Origin of the sequence: Streptomyces sp. RFCAC02, from assembly GCF_004193175.1 — a bacterium.
In the GTDB taxonomy this organism is placed as follows: Bacteria; Actinomycetota; Actinomycetes; order Streptomycetales; family Streptomycetaceae; genus Streptomyces.
In genome coordinates this window covers 1344530-1359126 of record NZ_SAUH01000001.1, presented here as the reverse complement: position 1 = coordinate 1359126, position 14597 = coordinate 1344530, and the positions used below count along the sequence as shown (strand labels likewise).

Here is a 14597-nt window from a genome sequence, read left to right as displayed (position 1 = left end):
ATCCGAGGAGCCCTTTCATGACCATGCCGGTGATCGAACTCCGCGAGGTGAGCCGTCGCTACGACGACGGCCCGCCCGCCCTGCACGGGGTGTCGCTGACCGTGGAGCCCGGCGAGGCCGTCGCGATCCTCGGCCCCTCCGGCAGCGGCAAGTCCACGCTGCTCAACCTGATCGCGGGCCTGGACCGGCCCGACACGGGCACCGTGACCGTGGCCGGTGTGCGGGTCGACCGGCTCGGCGAGGCCGGGTCGGCGCTCTACCGGCGCGCCGAGGTCGGCATGATCTTCCAGTTCTTCAACCTGCTCGACGACCTCACCGTCACCGACAACGTCGTGCTGCCCGCGCGCCTCGCCGGCATGGCGCGCGGCGAGGCGGGCCGCCGCGCGGCGGAACTCCTCGACCTGCTCGGCCTCGACCGGCACGCCCGCGCCCACCCGGGCCGGCTCTCCGGCGGCCAGCGGCAACGCGTCGCCGTCGCCCGCGCGTTGATGAACCGGCCCGCGCTGCTCCTGGCCGACGAGCCGACCGGCGCCCTCGACACGGCCGCCGGGCACGACGTCGGCGGGCTGCTGACGGCCCTGAACGCCGAGGGGCAGACCGTCGTCGTCGTCACGCACGACGAGGCGCTCGCCCGGTCGTGCACGAACCGCACGGTCCGTCTCGCGGACGGCCGGATCGTCGAGGACGTACGGACGCGGGAGGCCGTCCGATGAGCGCGCTCGGCGGGGTGGTGCGTGCCGGGGTGACGCGGCGCCGCATGCAGACGCTCGTGGTCGGGCTCGCCACGATGATGGCGGTGGCCGCCTCCATCCTCGGCGGCACGCTCATCGCGGTCTCCGGCGCGCCCTTCGGGGACGCCTTCGCCCGGCAGCACGGCGCGCACCTGTCCCTGCAGTTCGACGCGGGGGAGGTGAGCGCCGAGGAACTCGCGGGGACCGGGGACGCCGAGGGCGTGAGCGGCGCGGCCGGGCCGTTCCCCACGGCGACGGTCGCCCCGCGGTCGGACGGCCCGAACCCCGAGTGGCCGATGACCGTGGCAGGACGCGACGACCCGGGCCGTGAGGACGTGGACGCGGTGGAACTGCTCGACGGCCGGTGGGCCACGGCCCCCGGGGAGATCGTGGTGTCGGCCGACGCCCCGCTCATCGCGGTCCTGGGCATGGAGGTCACGTTCCCCGGCCTGTCCGACGGTCCCACGCTGACGGTGGTCGGCGTGGCCCGCTCGGTGACGGGAACCGCCGACGCGTGGGTCGTCCCGTCCCAGATGCCAGCCCTCACCGCGTCCGGCAGCGGCGGCTACCAGATGCTCTACCGCTTCGACGACGCCGGCACCGCCGCGCAGGTCGCGGCGGGCGGCGACGCCGTGACCGCCGGCCTGCCGGAGGATGCCGTCGTCGGCGAACAGTCGTGGCTGGCCGTCAAGGAATCCGTCGAACGTGACACCGCCGTGTACGTCCCGTTCCTCATGGCCTTCGGCGCCCTCGGGCTGATCATGTCGGTGCTCGTCGTCGGCAACATCGTCGCGTCGGCCGTCGGCACGGGCACCCGCCGCATCGGCGTCCTCAAGGCCGTCGGCTTCACTCCGGCCCAGGTCGTGCGGGCGTACGTGGGCCAGGCGCTGATCCCGGCCGCCGTCGGCACGGTCCTCGGCGTCGTCGCCGGCCACGTGTTCGCCGTCCCGGTGCTGGCCGAGGCCGGTGACGTGTACGGCGGCTCGTCCCTCGCCATCGACCCCCTGATCGACGTGGTGGTGATCGCCGGTGTGCTGGGCCTGGTCGCGGTGACCGCGTGGGCGAGCGCATGGCGGGCCGGGCGGCTGCGCACGGTGGACGCGCTCGCCGTCGGGCGTACGGCGTCGGCGGGGCGCGGCCGGTGGGCTGCCCGGCTGGCCGGACGGCTGCCGCTGCCGCAGCCGGTCGCGCTGGGCCTGGTCCGGCCCTTCGCGCGGCCCGCCCGCGCGCTGGCCATGGGCACGGCGGTCCTGTTCGGCGCGATCGCCGTCACGTTCACCGTGGGGATGGGGGCGACGCTCGGGCGGGTGATGGAGGCCAGGGCGCACGACGCCGCCGATGTCGTGGTGCCCGCGCCGATGCCGGACTTCGGTCCGGGGGAGCGGCCGGACGTCGATCAGGCGGCGGTCGCCGCAGCCATCGAGGCGAACACCGGAACCGGCGAGTTCTACAGCGCCTCGACGGTACGGGCGACCCTGGCCGGCAGGACCGGCACGATCGACGTGATCGCCTTCGACGGCGACGCGTCGTGGGGCGGCTACACGATGGTCTCCGGCCGCTGGCTCGACGGCCCCGGCGAGGCCGTTGTCCCGACCGGGTTCCTGACCACGACCGGGACCCGCATCGGCGACACCGTCACCCTGGACGGCCTCGCCGAGCCGGTCACCGTCAGCATCGTCGGCGAGGTCCTCGACCCCCGCAACGACGGCATGCAGGTCTTCACCGACGCCGCGACCATCGCGTCCGCGCAGCCCGATCCGTGGGAAACGAGCCACCACATCGCGGTCGCGCCCGGCACCGACCCGGCCCGCTACGCCGACGCGCTGAACAGGGAATTGGAGCCGCTGGGCGTCACCGCGCAGGTGGGCGGGCTCGACAGCAGCAGCAGTATGGTCCTCACCCTCAACGCGCTGTCCGGGGCACTGACGCTGATGCTCGTCGTCGTCGCCGCGCTCGGCGTGCTGAACGGCGTGCTGCTCGACACCCGCGAACGCGTCCGGGAGATCGGGATCCACAAGGCGCTCGGCATGGTCCCGCGGCAGACCGTCGCGATGGTCGTCACCTCGGTCGTGCTGACCGGGCTGATCGCGGGCGCCGTGGGCGTACCCCTCGGCGTCGCCCTGCACGGCCGGGTGCTCCCCGCCATGGGCGACACCGCGGGCCTCCGCCTCCCGGACTCCGTCCTCGCCGTCTACCACGCGACGGAACTGGTCCCCCTGGCGCTCGGCGGCCTCCTCATCGCGACGCTGGGCGCGCTCCTGCCCGCCGGCTGGGCCGCGAGGACACGGACCGCCACGGCACTGCGCACCGAGTAGGGCGGCCGTCACAGGATGATCACGAGTACTGCGCCGAACTTCCATGCCTGACAAGATCGTTGGCATGAAAATCGCGCCGCGCGCACGCGGTCTGCTCCTCACGAACGCAGCCCTTCTCCTGTTCGCCACCACCGCGTGCGGTTCGGACGACGGTGGTGGCGAACAGTCGGGCCGCGCCACCGGCACCGAGGAGGAGCTGCGCCGGGCCGTCGAGGCCAACATCGCCGCCATCAACGACGGTGACGCCGAGGCCGCCCGGGACGGCCAGTCGGCCGACTGCCGTGCGCAGGCCACCGCGGAGGACCTGTCCGAGGGGATCGCCCTCATCGCGGAGTTGCACGGGGAGGTGACGCTCGAGGAAGTCGAGATCGTCGAGTTCGACGGCACGAGCGCCCAGGTGCGGGGCGTCATCGGGGACGGCGCCTCCGGCACCACCGACGGCGGCGACATCGACTGGCTCTACCTGGAGCAGGCGGACTTCCTGCAGGGGTCTCTCGCTCCCGGTCAGACCATGCACCACCGTGAGCCGTACAGCGTCGACACGGCGGAGCACGGCCGCGACGTCACGGCCCGGGTCCTACGGTTCGGCGTCGACGCGGGCGACACCGTCCCGACCTGGGACGGGACCATCGAGTGACCCACCGCTGACCGCACCCCGGTCCCGGCCACGGCCTCAGACGGTGCTTGCCGCGGGCCGTGGCCCGGCGACGGTGTCGGGCTTCCCGGTGGCGCGGCGGCGCTCGGCCGACGCGCCGAGCCGGATCAGGAACAGCCCCAGCAGTACCCAGACGCCGAGGACGACCAGCGGCGCACCGGCACCGTTGCCGTCGAAGTAGGAGACCGATCGGAGCACCTGGCCGCCGGCGCCGGGCGGCAGCAACTGGCCGAGAGTCGCGGCCGGTTCGGGCAGCAGCTCGGGTGCGCTGGAGACGCCGGAGAACGGGTTGCCGAGCAGCATCATCAGCAGCGCGCCCAGGCCGATCCCGCCGAAGCCGAGCAGCGCCGCCAGGCCGGCGACCGTCGCACCGCCCGCCAGCGCGACGAGGGCGAAGGCCCCGGCCTCCGCCCACCAGTTGCCCGCCAGCACGCCGAGCCAGGTGTGCGCGATGCCGGCGGAGACGAGGCCGATCACGACGGCGGCGCCGGAGACGGCGGCCGCGGCGCGGGTCCCGCGCAGGCCGAGCACGGTGACGGCGGCGCCCATGGCGATGCCGGCCAACGCCATCGGCAGCACACTGGCGTTGAGCGCGGTGCCGCGCGGGTCCCCTTCGGGCAGCGGGACGACGTCCTCCGTCGGCACGGCGCGACCGCCCTGCTCGCCGACGGCGTCGGTGAGCAACTGTGCCACGGCCGGGCCGGCGGCGGACGCGGTCAGCAGACGCGTGCCCTGCTGGGTGGTCACGACGGCACCGTAGATCTCACGCTCCTCGATGGCGGCGCGGGCGGCGCCCTCGTCGGCGTAGGTGTGAACGTCGAAGGCGCCGTCGAGCTGCTCCAGCCGCGCCCTGACCGGCTCCGCCGCCTGTTCCGAGCGGCGTGCTCACCCACGTGCTGGAGGAGCAGGCCCGGCGCGAGGGCTCCGAGGACAGCGGCACCCTGGCCGAGCTGATCGTGCAGGTGTGGGGCGAATGCCTGCGCGACGAGTCGCTCGCCACCACCCTCCGGCACGGGTACGAGGACATGTACGCGGTGTGGAGCGACCTCGTCGCCACCTACCGGGCCGCGGGCCACCTGCCCGCCGACGTCCCCACCGAGCACCTCGTACGCACCCTGATGGCCCTGGTGCAGGGATTCATCGTCCAGCAGGCGCTGTTCGGCACCGTGAGCGGTGAGATGCTGCGCAACGGGCTGCGCACGCTGATGACGGCGGACGCCGCCGCTCAGTGACCGGAGCCGGACCCCGTCGTCGGGCCGCCGGCCCACTCCGCCTCCGAGGCCATGTCCTTGATGTACACGATCCCGTCGGTCGTGCTCAGGGAGGCCGGGGCGAGGGGGGAGTAGCCGAACCAGGGGGAGACGCGGGCGGCCGGGGGCGTGGTGGCGAGGGCGGAGGCCAGCTTCGGTGCGTCGATGAGGCAGTGGTCGCGCGGTAGTCCGTACAGCAGACCCTCCACCGTGTCCGGCGGCGGGGCGTCCACGTCCCGGTGCCGGATCGTGCCGAGCGCCGTCGCCAGGAAGCCGTACGCGCCGCCCAGGTGCCGGCTGACGAGCGCGCCGGCGCCCCACCACTCCACCGGCCCGCCCATCTGCATGCTGCTCGCGATCCGCTGGAAGTGGCCGTTGTGGCCGCCTGCCAGCGTCGGCCCCCGCTCGGCGAGGGCGAGGAGGTTGTCCGCCATCATCGCGTCGCGCAGCGCGCACAGGCGCGTCATGCGGGCGGGCGAGGGGTCGGCCATCCAGTAGTGGTACCGCAGCAGGCCGGTGGCCGTGCGCGCGCACAGGCGTGCCCGGTCCCATTCCTCCCGCGTGGACGCCTCGACGAGGTGCGGCCCCTGTGTGACCAGGAGAGTCGCCAAGTCGTCGGCGTGCAGCCGGAGTTCCCTGGCGTCGGCGGACCGGCCCACGGACTTGGCCGGGTTCCACATCGCCTCCGGTTCGGTCCACCGGGCGTCGTTGCCGAGCAGGCGGTCGAGCGTGTCCGTGGTGCAGGGGAGCAGGTCCGCGTCCATCCGGGCCGAGAGGTAGGAGTGCAGCATGGTGAGGGCCTGCCGGGGGCTCGCGGCGGCGGTGATCTCCAGCGGGCCGTCGAAGCCGGCGAAGCGGACCCGCTCGGACGCGGGACGGCCCTCGTTGTGGGCGCGCATCCACCGCACGAGGTCGCGGTTGCCCGTGAAGGCGCCCCACTCGTGGCTGAATCCGCGCTCCATGGCCTCCTCCAGGGTGCCCGTGCCCGAGGTGACGTAGGCGTCCACGGTCAGTCCCATCAGGCAGTCGGTCTCCAGCGCGATCGTGCGGTAGCCCTCCTGCTCCACGAGTTGCCGGAACAGGCGGTTGCGCAGTCCGAGCAGCGTGTCCTCGCCGTGGGTGGGCTCGCCCAGGGCCAACAGCCGGGGCCGGTCCGGGAACAGCGCCGCGACGGCGGAGGCGTCGACGGCATGGACGGCGGTGGTGACGTCGATGGTCATGGCTTACAAGCTATCGTTGAAGTCCCGATGGAGACTTTTCCGCGCTACCGTGGGAGTCATGGGGCAGAACCTTCAAAACGGCGGTCGGCTCAGGCCCGTCGACCTGGCGCGGCGGCACGGCCTGTCCACCCAGGCGGTGCGGAACTACGAGGAGGCCGGCATCCTCCCGGCCGCCGACCGCACGCCCCACGGCTACCGCGTCTACACGCCGCTGCACGCACTGGCGCTGCGCGCGTTCCTCGCCCTGCTGCCGGGGCACGGCCACCGGGCGGCCACGGCGATCATGCGGGCCGTGAACGAGGGCGCGGCCGACGAGGCGTTCCGCGTCATCGACGAGAGCCACGCCCAGCTCCTCGACGACCGCGGGACGCTCCGGGCCGTCGAGAACGCCCTCCGCGACCTCGACCCCGCCACGGCGTCCGGCCGGGGAACGGCGTCCGGGCACGGCGGCACGTTCATCGGGCCGCTGGCACGCAGGCTCGGCATCCGGCCCGCCACGCTGCGCGCGTGGGAACGTGCCGGGCTGGTCAGCCCGCGCCGCGACCCGGTGACCGGGTACCGCGTCTACAGCGAGGCCGACGTGCGGGACGCGCGGCTGACGCACCAACTCAGGCGCGGCGGCCACCTGCTGGAGCAGATCGCACCCCTGATCACGCAGGTACGGTCGGCCGGCGGCCTCGAACCGCTGGACGCCGTCCTGCGCGACTGGCACATCCGACTCGCCGCACGGGGCAGGGCATTGGTGGCCGGCGCCGCCGAACTGCACACGTACCTCGACGCGCGGGCCGGTCACCCGTCGGAGGACGGAAGGGCCGCGTCGCAGATGGCGCAGTAGAAGTGGTCGTCGCGGACGATGTTCCGGTGTCCGCAGTGCGCGCACCGCCTGAAGACGAAGACGTGGGTGAAGTGGCCGGGGTGCGGGATGCCCGCCGTGTCGAGTGCCGACTCCACGGCCGTCCACGACCCGGGTCCTGGGCAGTAGCCGGTCGACTGGTTCGTGATCCCGGCGACCTCCCAGCCGCCGCCGGGCCGCGCGGCGAACCCGATCTCCCCGGCACCCAGCACGGGGACGCCACCGGCGCAGACGACGTGCTCACTGCGCCGGGGCGCGAGCCGCAGCACCCCGTCGGTGGCGACGGTGAAGGTGAAGGGCTCGGCGATGTCCCCTGGGGACTGCCGGGAGAGCCACGCACCGAGCGCCCGCACGGAACCGATGGCAGCCCCGGCGCCCGGCGGAACCGCTCGCGCCAGATGCTCAGGCGGCCCGACGTACGGATAGGTCCTCATGCTTCCTCAGTGGTGTGCGGGACGGGTCCCCGTCCGAGCGGCACAGCGCGAGGCCGCCTTGACGCCCCGACTGTAGCCGGAACGGCTGTCGGCGGACCGGGGCCGGTCCTGTGGCCGACGACGCGGGCCTCGGCACCTGCCAGGGCGATACGGGCTTCCCCTGCCGACCGTATGTCCGAGCCGTGTGAGCCGGGACCGCCCGGGGTGCGGAGAGGCCCGTCGGTGTCGCCGCTGTGGCATCGGCCATGCGTACGCCATAGGCTGTATTGTGCAGAATACCTGCATGAAAACGTCTGTGACACGGCCTGTGGCTGCGTCTGGTCGGGAGGTCGATCGTGCTGCTCCGTTTCCGGGTGGCCAATCACCGGTCGATCCGTGATGAGCACGAGCTGTCACTGATCGGCACGGAATTCAACGAGGGCACCGCACGTGAGACGCCGCTGACCTTCAAAGGGCGACGGGTGACAGCGCTCCCCGCGCTCGGTGTCTTCGGCGCCAACGCGTCGGGCAAGTCGAACCTCCTCAGCGCCATCCGTTTCATGCGGGACGCGGTGCGCGACTCCTTCGCCGACTGGGCGAAGACCCCCGGAGTCGTCCCGCGTGAGCCTTTCAGGCTGGACCCGGCATGCCGGGAGGAGACGACGCTCTACGAGGTCGACCTGCTGCTCGGCCGTGACCCGGTCCGCTACACATACGGGTTCGAGCTGTCGGACGGACGCGTCGAAGCGGAGTGGCTGCACGCCTACCCGCATGGCAAGCGCAACGTCTGGTTCGACCGGGAAGCGGGCCGCGCCGACGACGGCGAGGATGAGTTCGTCTTCAAGGGCACGGGCTTCAAGGGACGGCGGGACGACCTCGTCGGGCTGACCCGCCCCAACGCGCTCTTCCTCTCCGTGGCAGCGGCGCTCAATGATCCCCAGTTGTCGCTCATGCACCGCTGGTTCATGGACAACCTCTGGCTGGTGACTCCGGGGACAGACATCGCGGCCCGCTCCGAATGGACGCAACGCCTGCTCGTCGACGCGCAGGGCTCCGCCGATCACCGCGATCGCATCGTGCGACTGCTCGCTGTCGCGGATCTCGGTCTGACCGGGATCGACGTCGACCGCGACACAGGTCGGGTCGGGTTCCGTCACCGGGCGACGGGCGGTGGGGAGGTCTCCATGGACTTCCTGACCGAGGAGTCGCTGGGCACGCACGCCTGGTTCGCCTTCCTGGGTCCCCTGCTGTCCGTTCTCGATTCCGGGGCGGTGCTCCTGGTGGACGAACTCGACTCGAGTCTCCATCCCACACTCGCCTCCGAGGTCGTGCGGCTGTTCCAGGACCGCGAGTCCAATCCGCGGGGAGCCCAGGTGATCTTCACGACACACGACGCCACCCTGCTGGGCAACGCGGTCCTCGACCGTCCCCTCGACCGCGATCAGGTGTGGATCACCACGAAGAAGCAGTCGGGCGAGACCGAGCTGTACGCCCTGACGGATGCCAAGCCCCGCAAGGAGGAGAACCTGGAGCGCGGCTATCTGCGGGGACGATACGGGGGAATCCCGCGCATCACCGCCGGGGAAATCAGCCGCGAGCTGTCGTGGCCGGGGACGAAGGCAACAGCGTGAGCACGCGGGACGGACAGCAGCGCAAGGGTCCTGCGAAACGTCGGAGACGCGGAACAGCAGATGACGAACGTCCCTTGATCCGCAGGCCGGGCACGAAGCTCCGTGCGGTTCGGGTCCTGTACGTGTCCTGCGAAGGGGAAAAGACCGAACCCGACTACTTGGACTACCTCACCGATGAGTTCGGTGACGGTGACGAGGGCCGGCCGCCCTTCCGCATCCAGCCGATCAGTCGGAGGAACGGCATGCTTCCGACGGAGACCGTGGAAGCGGTGCGCCGCTACGCCGATACGGACGAGGCATGGGTCCTCTTCGACCGCGATGGCGACGACCGTGACGCGAATATCCGGCGGGCGCTGAAGGAAGCCGCCGCAGCCAAGATCGAGGTGGGCTTCTCCCACCCATCCTTCGACCTGTGGTTGCTCCTGCACTTTCAGCCCTTCTCCGGAGCGCAGAGCGGCAGCAGCAGGATCGTTGTCGAGAAGCTGCGGAGCGCCAAGGGCGCAGAGGCGTTCGAGGACTACGACAAGCGCAACGACAAGAGCGTCAAGGGCGTGCGGCGCGACGCCCTGCGCGGCAAGCAGGAGACGGCCGTGGCGAACGCGCGGGCACTCGTCGGCTCCTGCGGACACGGCGCCTGCAAGGCGGGTCGTGCGAAAGCGGAGCCGGTGGGACGGGATGCCGCCGCCGAGCCGCTGCCTCAGTGGTCCGCACGCTCCGGACATGCCCCGGACTGCCCGGCCCTGAAGCGCGACCCGTCCACCGATGTCTGGCGACTGCTGGCGGCGCTCGGAATCGTTCCGCACATTCGCTGAACCGACCCGGCGGGGAAGACACCGGGTACTCGCTATTCGTCCAGGTGCCCCGCCCACGAGTTCGTGTGGATCGTGGGCGGGGGAGGGGATCGTCAGTCAGTTGAGTCGAACTGGCCGGCCTTCAGTGCCGTGGTGAAGGATGACCAGTCGTGTGTGGTGAAGGTGATGACCGGACTGGTGTGGTCCTTGGAGTCCCGGAGGTCCATGCCGTCGCCGGCGCGGTGCCGTGCTTCGACGCAGGCGCCGTTCTCGCCGCTGTAGCTGCTCTTGAACCATCCGGACCGGGATGCCCGCATCTCTGTACTTGTCCCTCTGCTAAGAAAGTTGATTGCTGATCTCTTCGATGAGCGCCTTGCTGGCCAGCTCACCCAGTGCTGCGGCGCGAAGATGGTTGAAGATGTCGGCGTGGAAGCCGATGTCCCCAGGATCTTCGAGGTAAGTGTGGCTCATGTGGCTTTCGAGCAGCACCACCTCCATGTCGGAGGGCTCGGGGAACCGGTAGATCTTGAAGGGATATGGGCCGCCACGGTAAGCGCTGACCGAGAATGGCAGCACTTGCAAGGTTACGTTCGCCAGGCTGGTCAAGTCGAGAAGGTGGCGGAGCTGCCCACGCAGCACCTTCGGGCCTCCGTACTGCTGGCGGAGTGCCGCTTCACCGAGGATGATCCACGCGGTGATGGGGTGCTCGGAGCGTGAGAGGGCCTTCTGGCGCTCCATCCGGATGTCGAGCTTCGTCTGCTTCTCCGGGGCGAGCGGTCCGGGTGCCCCGCCGCTGATGACAGCCTCGGCGTACTCCTTGGTCTGGAGCAGGCCATCGACCAGCCCCGGTTCGAATCCCCGGCAGTACGACGTGTCCTCCTCCAGGCCGATCAGGTCGATGAAGTCCTGCGGCAGGCGGTCTTCGAGGACCCGCCACCACCGCTGCTGACGGCTCTCGCGGGCGATCGACAGCCAGCCTTCGCGGACGCCTGGGTCCTTCACCTCGTAGAGGTCGAGAAGCGCCTTGAGGTCGAGGGGCCTTATCGGACTGCGACCCGATTCGATGCGCGAGATCTTCGAGATGTTGCAGCTCAGGTGCTCGGCCGCGTGCTCCAGGTGCAGGTGGTGACTCTCGCGCAGCCGTCGGAGATTCGTGCCCAGCACGCGGCGGCGCACGGTCGGTTTCGGGTCTTCCGGCATGATCCCTCCCTCAGTTGATCGTCAGAGTACCGCCCGGCCTGCGACGATCGAACGTGCAAGCCAACTTAGGTGCCCTAGTTGCACGGTGGCGCGTTCCTGGGTCATGCTGTCTGTGTGACCTCGCCCACACGGTGCGTGGCGGGGCCGCGCGGCGAACGCGTAACCCGCTCGATCGGGTCGCGCGGGCGTGCGCGTGCTGAGGGAGGTGTCGTGTCAGTTCCGGGTCAGCTCGTGCAACGGCAGGTGTTCGCATGGGAGTTGGTCGCGCAGGTGGTCGGCGTCGAGACGTGGCGGCGGACGGTCTCGCTCGTGCTGCGCGATTGGGACACGTCAGCGGACGCGGTTGAGGTCGTCCGACTGGGTGTGTCCGAGTTGCTGACGAATGTCGCGCGGCATGTGCCGGATCGGTGGTGCCGGTTGCGGGTGGCGGGCAGTGGTGGGCGGGTGGGGGTGTCGGTCAGTGATCGGTCACCTGTTCTGCCGGTCGTTTCCGAACCGGATTGGGACGCCGAGTCGGGGCGTGGGCTGTGGCTGTTGCGGTCGATGGCCGTCGAGTTCGGGTGCCGGCCGGGTGTGCGGGGTGGGAAGACCGTCTGGTTCGTGACCGGGGGAGAGTCGTGAGTCTGCCGGTGTTCGTGTGCGGTCGGCGGGTGCGGTTGCCGCCGTCGTTCCTCGTCCTCGCGCTGGATGTGGCCGCCCCGGTCGTGCGGTGCGAGCTGGCCGAACACCCGGCGGACCACGAGCACATGGCGTTCGCCGCCGAATGGCCCGGATCGCCCGACGAAGCCGTATGGGCCTCCTGGACCGATGCCGACCCCGAAGTCTGGTTCCGCGTCCTCCCGGACTGCGACACCGGCAGCGGGAACACCGGCCCCGAAGAAGAGTTCTGCACCCTCTACACCGGCCACATCCCCCACTGCTCCTGGGCGATCGAGGACCCGGAGACGGCCGTCGAGGTGCTTCTCGCCACCCTCCCGCCCACCACCTGAAGGAGACTCTGCGATGGTCAGTGCCCGGACCCGGCTCAGCCAGGCCCTGCGTGCCGCCGCCGAGGAAGGCAGGGACGAGATCGTCGCCGCCTACCTCGGTGGCGAAAGCCTCAACTCCCTCTGCCGCCGCTGGGGCGTATCGAGCACCTGGCTCACCACACGCCTGGACACCTGGGGCGTCCAACGCCGCACCCAGGCCGAAGCCTTCGCCGCACGGCGGCGGTGGGTGGGGTCAGCGGGAGAATGAGGCCAGGGTCAGCAGCAAGTGTGCTGATTCCTCGTGCAGGAAGTCCGAGTGTGCTCCGGACGGCAGCAGGCGGGTTGTTCTGCTGCCCGTGAAGCGCCAGTCCGCGTTCACCGTCACCAGGCGGTGGTCCAGAGTGTGGTGCGCGTACGGTTCGCAGACGGGCAGCAGGCGTGTCGAGAACTGCGGTACAGGAGCCGTGCCCACGCCGCTGTGACCGATGCCGGGCGCCGACTCCGCGCGCAGGTGCCAGAAGCCCGTGGCGCGGTCCCAGCGCGAACGGGTCAGGACGAGTGGCCCCCGCAGCGGTGCCGCCGGTGCGCCGTCCGTCCTGAACAGCGCGGGGAACAGCGTGTCGAAGCTGTCGCGCGGCGCCGCCATCTGGAAGACCAGGGCACTGTCCACCGTGAACGGGCGGCGCGGGTCGCCCGGGTTGCTCCAGCCGAGGACGCGCGGCACGTCCGGCCTCTCCGCCGCCCACTGCACCGCCTCGCACAGGAACCGCCCGCCGAACGAGTGCCCCAGCAGGTGGAGATACTGACCGTTCCGGTTGGCCAGGACGGCCGGCGCCGCCGGGTCGGCGCGGTGCGTGTCCAGGTAGCCGAGGAGGTGCCCGATGACGTGCGCCGCGTGCCCCGTGCCCGGGGCGCTCATGGCGTGCGCGCGGTCACGGATGCGGCGGTAACCCCCGAGCGACGGCAGGCTGGACGACGGCCAGCACACGACGACGCACCACGGCCGGAACCCGCCCGACAGCCCCCCGTACGGGCTCGGCCGGGCCGCCGCGAGCCGCCGCGCGAGACCCATCAGACGCGACGCGGCCCGCACCGCGCTGTCCGGGGACGTCTGCCAGCCGTGGACGTACAGGTAGAGGTCCGTCGCGCGCTCCGGGACGCGCAGCGTACGGGCCAGGTGGTCGGCGACACGCGACGGCGGCACGGGCACCGACGTGCCGGGGACGCACAGCCGCCCCCTCTCGTCCAGCCGGACGACGGCCGGCACCGGCGCGCGCGGCACGGCACGCCTCACGGCGCCGTCTCCAGCCTGCTGTCGATGCCGCAGTACAGGGAGTACGCGAGCGCCAGCGGGTTGTGGAAGCGCGCGGTGAACTCCCGCACCAGCGACAGCGCGATCTCGCCCGCCGTGTTCTCGCCGTGCAGGTAGCGGTCGAGGAAGGCGTACGCGTACTCGGACGCGAAGACCTGCGGCATGTCGATCTGCGGCCCGAGCACGCCGTCGGCGCCCAGGTCGACCAGGGCGCCGCCGAGGTACTTCAGCCCCGGCTCGGGCGATGCCTGGCCCGTCGAGCAGGCGTTGAGCAGCACGAACGGGCGGAACAGCGCGCCGTTCGACCCGTGGTGGCGGCGGCGCACGCGCAGCACCAGGTCGGCGTCGATGGCCAGGTCGTCGGAGAGGCTGACCGCCAGGCGCGGGGCCGACCGCTGCTCCCCGACGAACGTGCCGTGGCACCAGAAGTACATGACGTCGTCGTCGAGGACGGCGGCGGAGAACGCCTCGATGAGCCGCTCCGACTCCGTGCGCACGGTGAGGCGGGACCGCTCCTCCAGCAGCTTGCGGACGTCGGGCGCGCGGCCGATCAGGTCGAGGGTCGAGTCGGTGTTCAGGCTGGTGACGGGCATCGGGTGGCGGGCGGCCTCCGTCTCGACGGCCGGGTACGCCGAAGCGCCGGTCTGCTCGATCTGGTGCCGGTGGCCGAGGAACCCGTGGACGGGGTCGGCGCCCGGCACCTCGACCGCCAGCATCGGCCAGGGCAGGTGCAGGTCCGAGTCGAACGTGATCCGCAGCCCCTCGGCGCCGGCCAGCGTGTCGAGGAGGAATCGCCGGAACCCGCTGATGTCCCGCTCCCCGCCCTCCAGCAGGGTCTCCAGGAACCAGACGCCCTCGTCGGCCAGGTCGTCCACGATCCGGCGGACCCGCGCGGCGTGCCCGGAGGCGTCCACCGCGTCGTCGAACGGGCGGCCGAGCGGCATGCCCTCCTCGTCCCGCAGCTCGAAGCCGACCAGCTTCTCGTACCAGAGGGCGCGCAGGCGGGCGGCCCGGTCGAGGACCGCCGCGATCGGGACGGTCAGGTACGCGTGGTGCGTCCCGTTCTTCGGGGTGCGGGCACCGGGCTGGAACGCGGAGATGTGGAGCGTGTCCGGCGGGTGGGTGCGCAGCGTCACCACCAGGTCGAGGGGCTCCTTCACGCGGACCCGGCCGTCCGGGGCGCGGTCGCGCGGCGGCAGCGAGGTGAAGTCGAGCGACGGGTTGTGGCGGACGTCCACCGCGAGGTCCCTGGCCATGC

16 protein-coding genes and 1 pseudogene are annotated in these 14597 nt (G+C 71.8%); 10 read left to right on the top strand and 7 right to left on the bottom strand.

Annotated features, from left to right (window positions below; translation table 11 throughout):
- Window positions 1-17 precede the first annotated feature (17 nt).
- From EMA09_RS06130 to EMA09_RS06120, 3 genes are all read left to right on the top strand, one after another.
- Window positions 18-713, top strand: a complete 696-nt coding sequence (locus EMA09_RS06130) for an ABC transporter ATP-binding protein (RefSeq protein ID WP_129839646.1) — start codon at window positions 18-20, stop codon at window positions 711-713.
- The gene (locus tag EMA09_RS06125) at window positions 710-3046 is read left to right on the top strand and encodes an FtsX-like permease family protein (protein WP_206305913.1); all 2337 of its coding nucleotides are present in this window, start codon (window positions 710-712) and stop codon (window positions 3044-3046) included. Before EMA09_RS06130 ends, EMA09_RS06125 begins: the two co-directional genes overlap by 4 nt.
- Window positions 3047-3110: 64 nt before the next feature.
- Entirely contained in the window at window positions 3111-3683 is a 573-nt protein-coding gene (locus EMA09_RS06120; RefSeq protein WP_129839644.1) for a hypothetical protein, read from the top strand.
- Window positions 3684-3719: 36 nt separating this feature from the next.
- On the opposite strand, the pseudogene EMA09_RS06115 reads toward EMA09_RS06120, so the two are convergent.
- A pseudogene (locus tag EMA09_RS06115) lies at window positions 3720-4559 on the bottom strand (ABC transporter permease); the annotation flags it as partial.
- Window positions 4560-4582: 23 nt separating this feature from the next.
- Here EMA09_RS06115 and EMA09_RS06110 point away from each other — a divergent pair.
- Complete coding sequence (locus EMA09_RS06110; protein ID WP_129839640.1) at window positions 4583-4933, top strand: TetR family transcriptional regulator C-terminal domain-containing protein; 351 nt, start codon at window positions 4583-4585, stop codon at window positions 4931-4933.
- On the opposite strand, the gene EMA09_RS06105 is transcribed toward EMA09_RS06110, so the two are convergent.
- A complete protein-coding gene (locus tag EMA09_RS06105) occupies window positions 4927-6171 on the bottom strand; it encodes an erythromycin esterase family protein (protein ID WP_129839638.1) in 1245 nt (414 codons plus the stop codon). The two genes, EMA09_RS06110 and EMA09_RS06105, sit on opposite strands and share 7 nt — an antisense overlap.
- Before the next feature lie 58 nt (window positions 6172-6229).
- On the opposite strand from EMA09_RS06105, the gene EMA09_RS06100 reads away from it, so the two are divergent.
- Window positions 6230-7006 (top strand): TioE family transcriptional regulator, encoded by a 777-nt coding sequence (locus EMA09_RS06100; protein ID WP_129839636.1) that lies wholly within the window; start codon window positions 6230-6232, stop codon window positions 7004-7006.
- Here EMA09_RS06100 and EMA09_RS06095 read toward each other — a convergent pair.
- Window positions 6961-7377, bottom strand: a complete 417-nt coding sequence (locus EMA09_RS06095; protein WP_346655810.1) for a hypothetical protein — start codon at window positions 7375-7377, stop codon at window positions 6961-6963. The genes EMA09_RS06100 and EMA09_RS06095 overlap by 46 nt on opposite strands.
- 416 nt (window positions 7378-7793) lie before the next feature.
- Between EMA09_RS06095 and EMA09_RS06090 the strand changes: the two genes are divergently transcribed.
- Window positions 7794-9068 (top strand): ATP-binding protein, encoded by a 1275-nt coding sequence (locus EMA09_RS06090; protein ID WP_129839634.1) that lies wholly within the window; start codon window positions 7794-7796, stop codon window positions 9066-9068.
- Window positions 9069-9190: 122 nt separating this feature from the next.
- Entirely contained in the window at window positions 9191-9880 is a 690-nt protein-coding gene (locus EMA09_RS06085) for an RloB family protein (protein WP_168220646.1), read from the top strand.
- A 92-nt stretch (window positions 9881-9972) separates the two neighbouring features.
- On the opposite strand, the gene EMA09_RS06080 is transcribed toward EMA09_RS06085, so the two are convergent.
- Complete coding sequence (locus EMA09_RS06080) at window positions 9973-10176, bottom strand: DUF397 domain-containing protein (RefSeq protein ID WP_129839630.1); 204 nt, start codon at window positions 10174-10176, stop codon at window positions 9973-9975.
- Window positions 10177-10195: 19 nt separating this feature from the next.
- On the bottom strand, window positions 10196-11059 hold the full coding sequence (locus EMA09_RS06075) for a helix-turn-helix transcriptional regulator (RefSeq protein ID WP_129839629.1): 864 nt from the start codon (window positions 11057-11059) through the stop codon (window positions 10196-10198).
- Window positions 11060-11269: 210 nt separating this feature from the next.
- Between EMA09_RS06075 and EMA09_RS06070 the strand changes: the two genes are divergently transcribed.
- The 3 genes from EMA09_RS06070 to EMA09_RS06060 are packed head-to-tail and all read left to right on the top strand — an operon-like array spanning window position 11270 to window position 12295.
- On the top strand, window positions 11270-11680 hold the full coding sequence (locus EMA09_RS06070) for an ATP-binding protein (protein WP_240796253.1): 411 nt from the start codon (window positions 11270-11272) through the stop codon (window positions 11678-11680).
- Window positions 11677-12048, top strand: coding sequence for a hypothetical protein (locus EMA09_RS06065; protein ID WP_129839627.1), 372 nt, complete (start codon window positions 11677-11679; stop codon window positions 12046-12048). Before EMA09_RS06070 ends, EMA09_RS06065 begins: the two co-directional genes overlap by 4 nt.
- A gap of 13 nt (window positions 12049-12061) precedes the next feature.
- A complete protein-coding gene (locus EMA09_RS06060) occupies window positions 12062-12295 on the top strand; it encodes a hypothetical protein (protein WP_129839625.1) in 234 nt (77 codons plus the stop codon).
- On the opposite strand, the gene EMA09_RS06055 is transcribed toward EMA09_RS06060, so the two are convergent.
- Window positions 12281-13321: an alpha/beta hydrolase gene (locus EMA09_RS06055; protein WP_206305912.1), complete on the bottom strand. Its 1041-nt coding sequence runs from the start codon at window positions 13319-13321 to the stop codon at window positions 12281-12283. The two genes, EMA09_RS06060 and EMA09_RS06055, sit on opposite strands and share 15 nt — an antisense overlap.
- The gene (locus EMA09_RS06050) at window positions 13318-14595 is read right to left on the bottom strand and encodes a CHAT domain-containing protein (RefSeq protein WP_129839623.1); all 1278 of its coding nucleotides are present in this window, start codon (window positions 14593-14595) and stop codon (window positions 13318-13320) included. Before EMA09_RS06050 ends, EMA09_RS06055 begins: the two co-directional genes overlap by 4 nt.
- Between the last annotated feature and the right edge of the window lie 2 nt (window positions 14596-14597).

Bases quoted from the DNA above. Each gene is read 5' to 3' on its own strand.
- EMA09_RS06130 (WP_129839646.1), top strand. From the start codon at position 18: ATGACCATGCCGGTGATCGAACTCCGCGAGGTGAGCCGTCGCTACGAC.
- EMA09_RS06125 (WP_206305913.1), top strand. From the start codon at position 710: ATGAGCGCGCTCGGCGGGGTGGTGCGTGCCGGGGTGACGCGGCGCCGC.
- EMA09_RS06120 (WP_129839644.1), top strand. From the start codon at position 3,111: ATGAAAATCGCGCCGCGCGCACGCGGTCTGCTCCTCACGAACGCAGCC.
- EMA09_RS06105 (WP_129839638.1), bottom strand. From the start codon at position 6,171: ATGACCATCGACGTCACCACCGCCGTCCATGCCGTCGACGCCTCCGCC.
- EMA09_RS06100 (WP_129839636.1), top strand. From the start codon at position 6,230: ATGGGGCAGAACCTTCAAAACGGCGGTCGGCTCAGGCCCGTCGACCTG.
- EMA09_RS06080 (WP_129839630.1), bottom strand. From the start codon at position 10,176: ATGCGGGCATCCCGGTCCGGATGGTTCAAGAGCAGCTACAGCGGCGAG.
- EMA09_RS06075 (WP_129839629.1), bottom strand. From the start codon at position 11,059: ATGCCGGAAGACCCGAAACCGACCGTGCGCCGCCGCGTGCTGGGCACG.
- EMA09_RS06060 (WP_129839625.1), top strand. From the start codon at position 12,062: ATGGTCAGTGCCCGGACCCGGCTCAGCCAGGCCCTGCGTGCCGCCGCC.
- EMA09_RS06050 (WP_129839623.1), bottom strand. From the start codon at position 14,595: ATGGCCAGGGACCTCGCGGTGGACGTCCGCCACAACCCGTCGCTCGAC.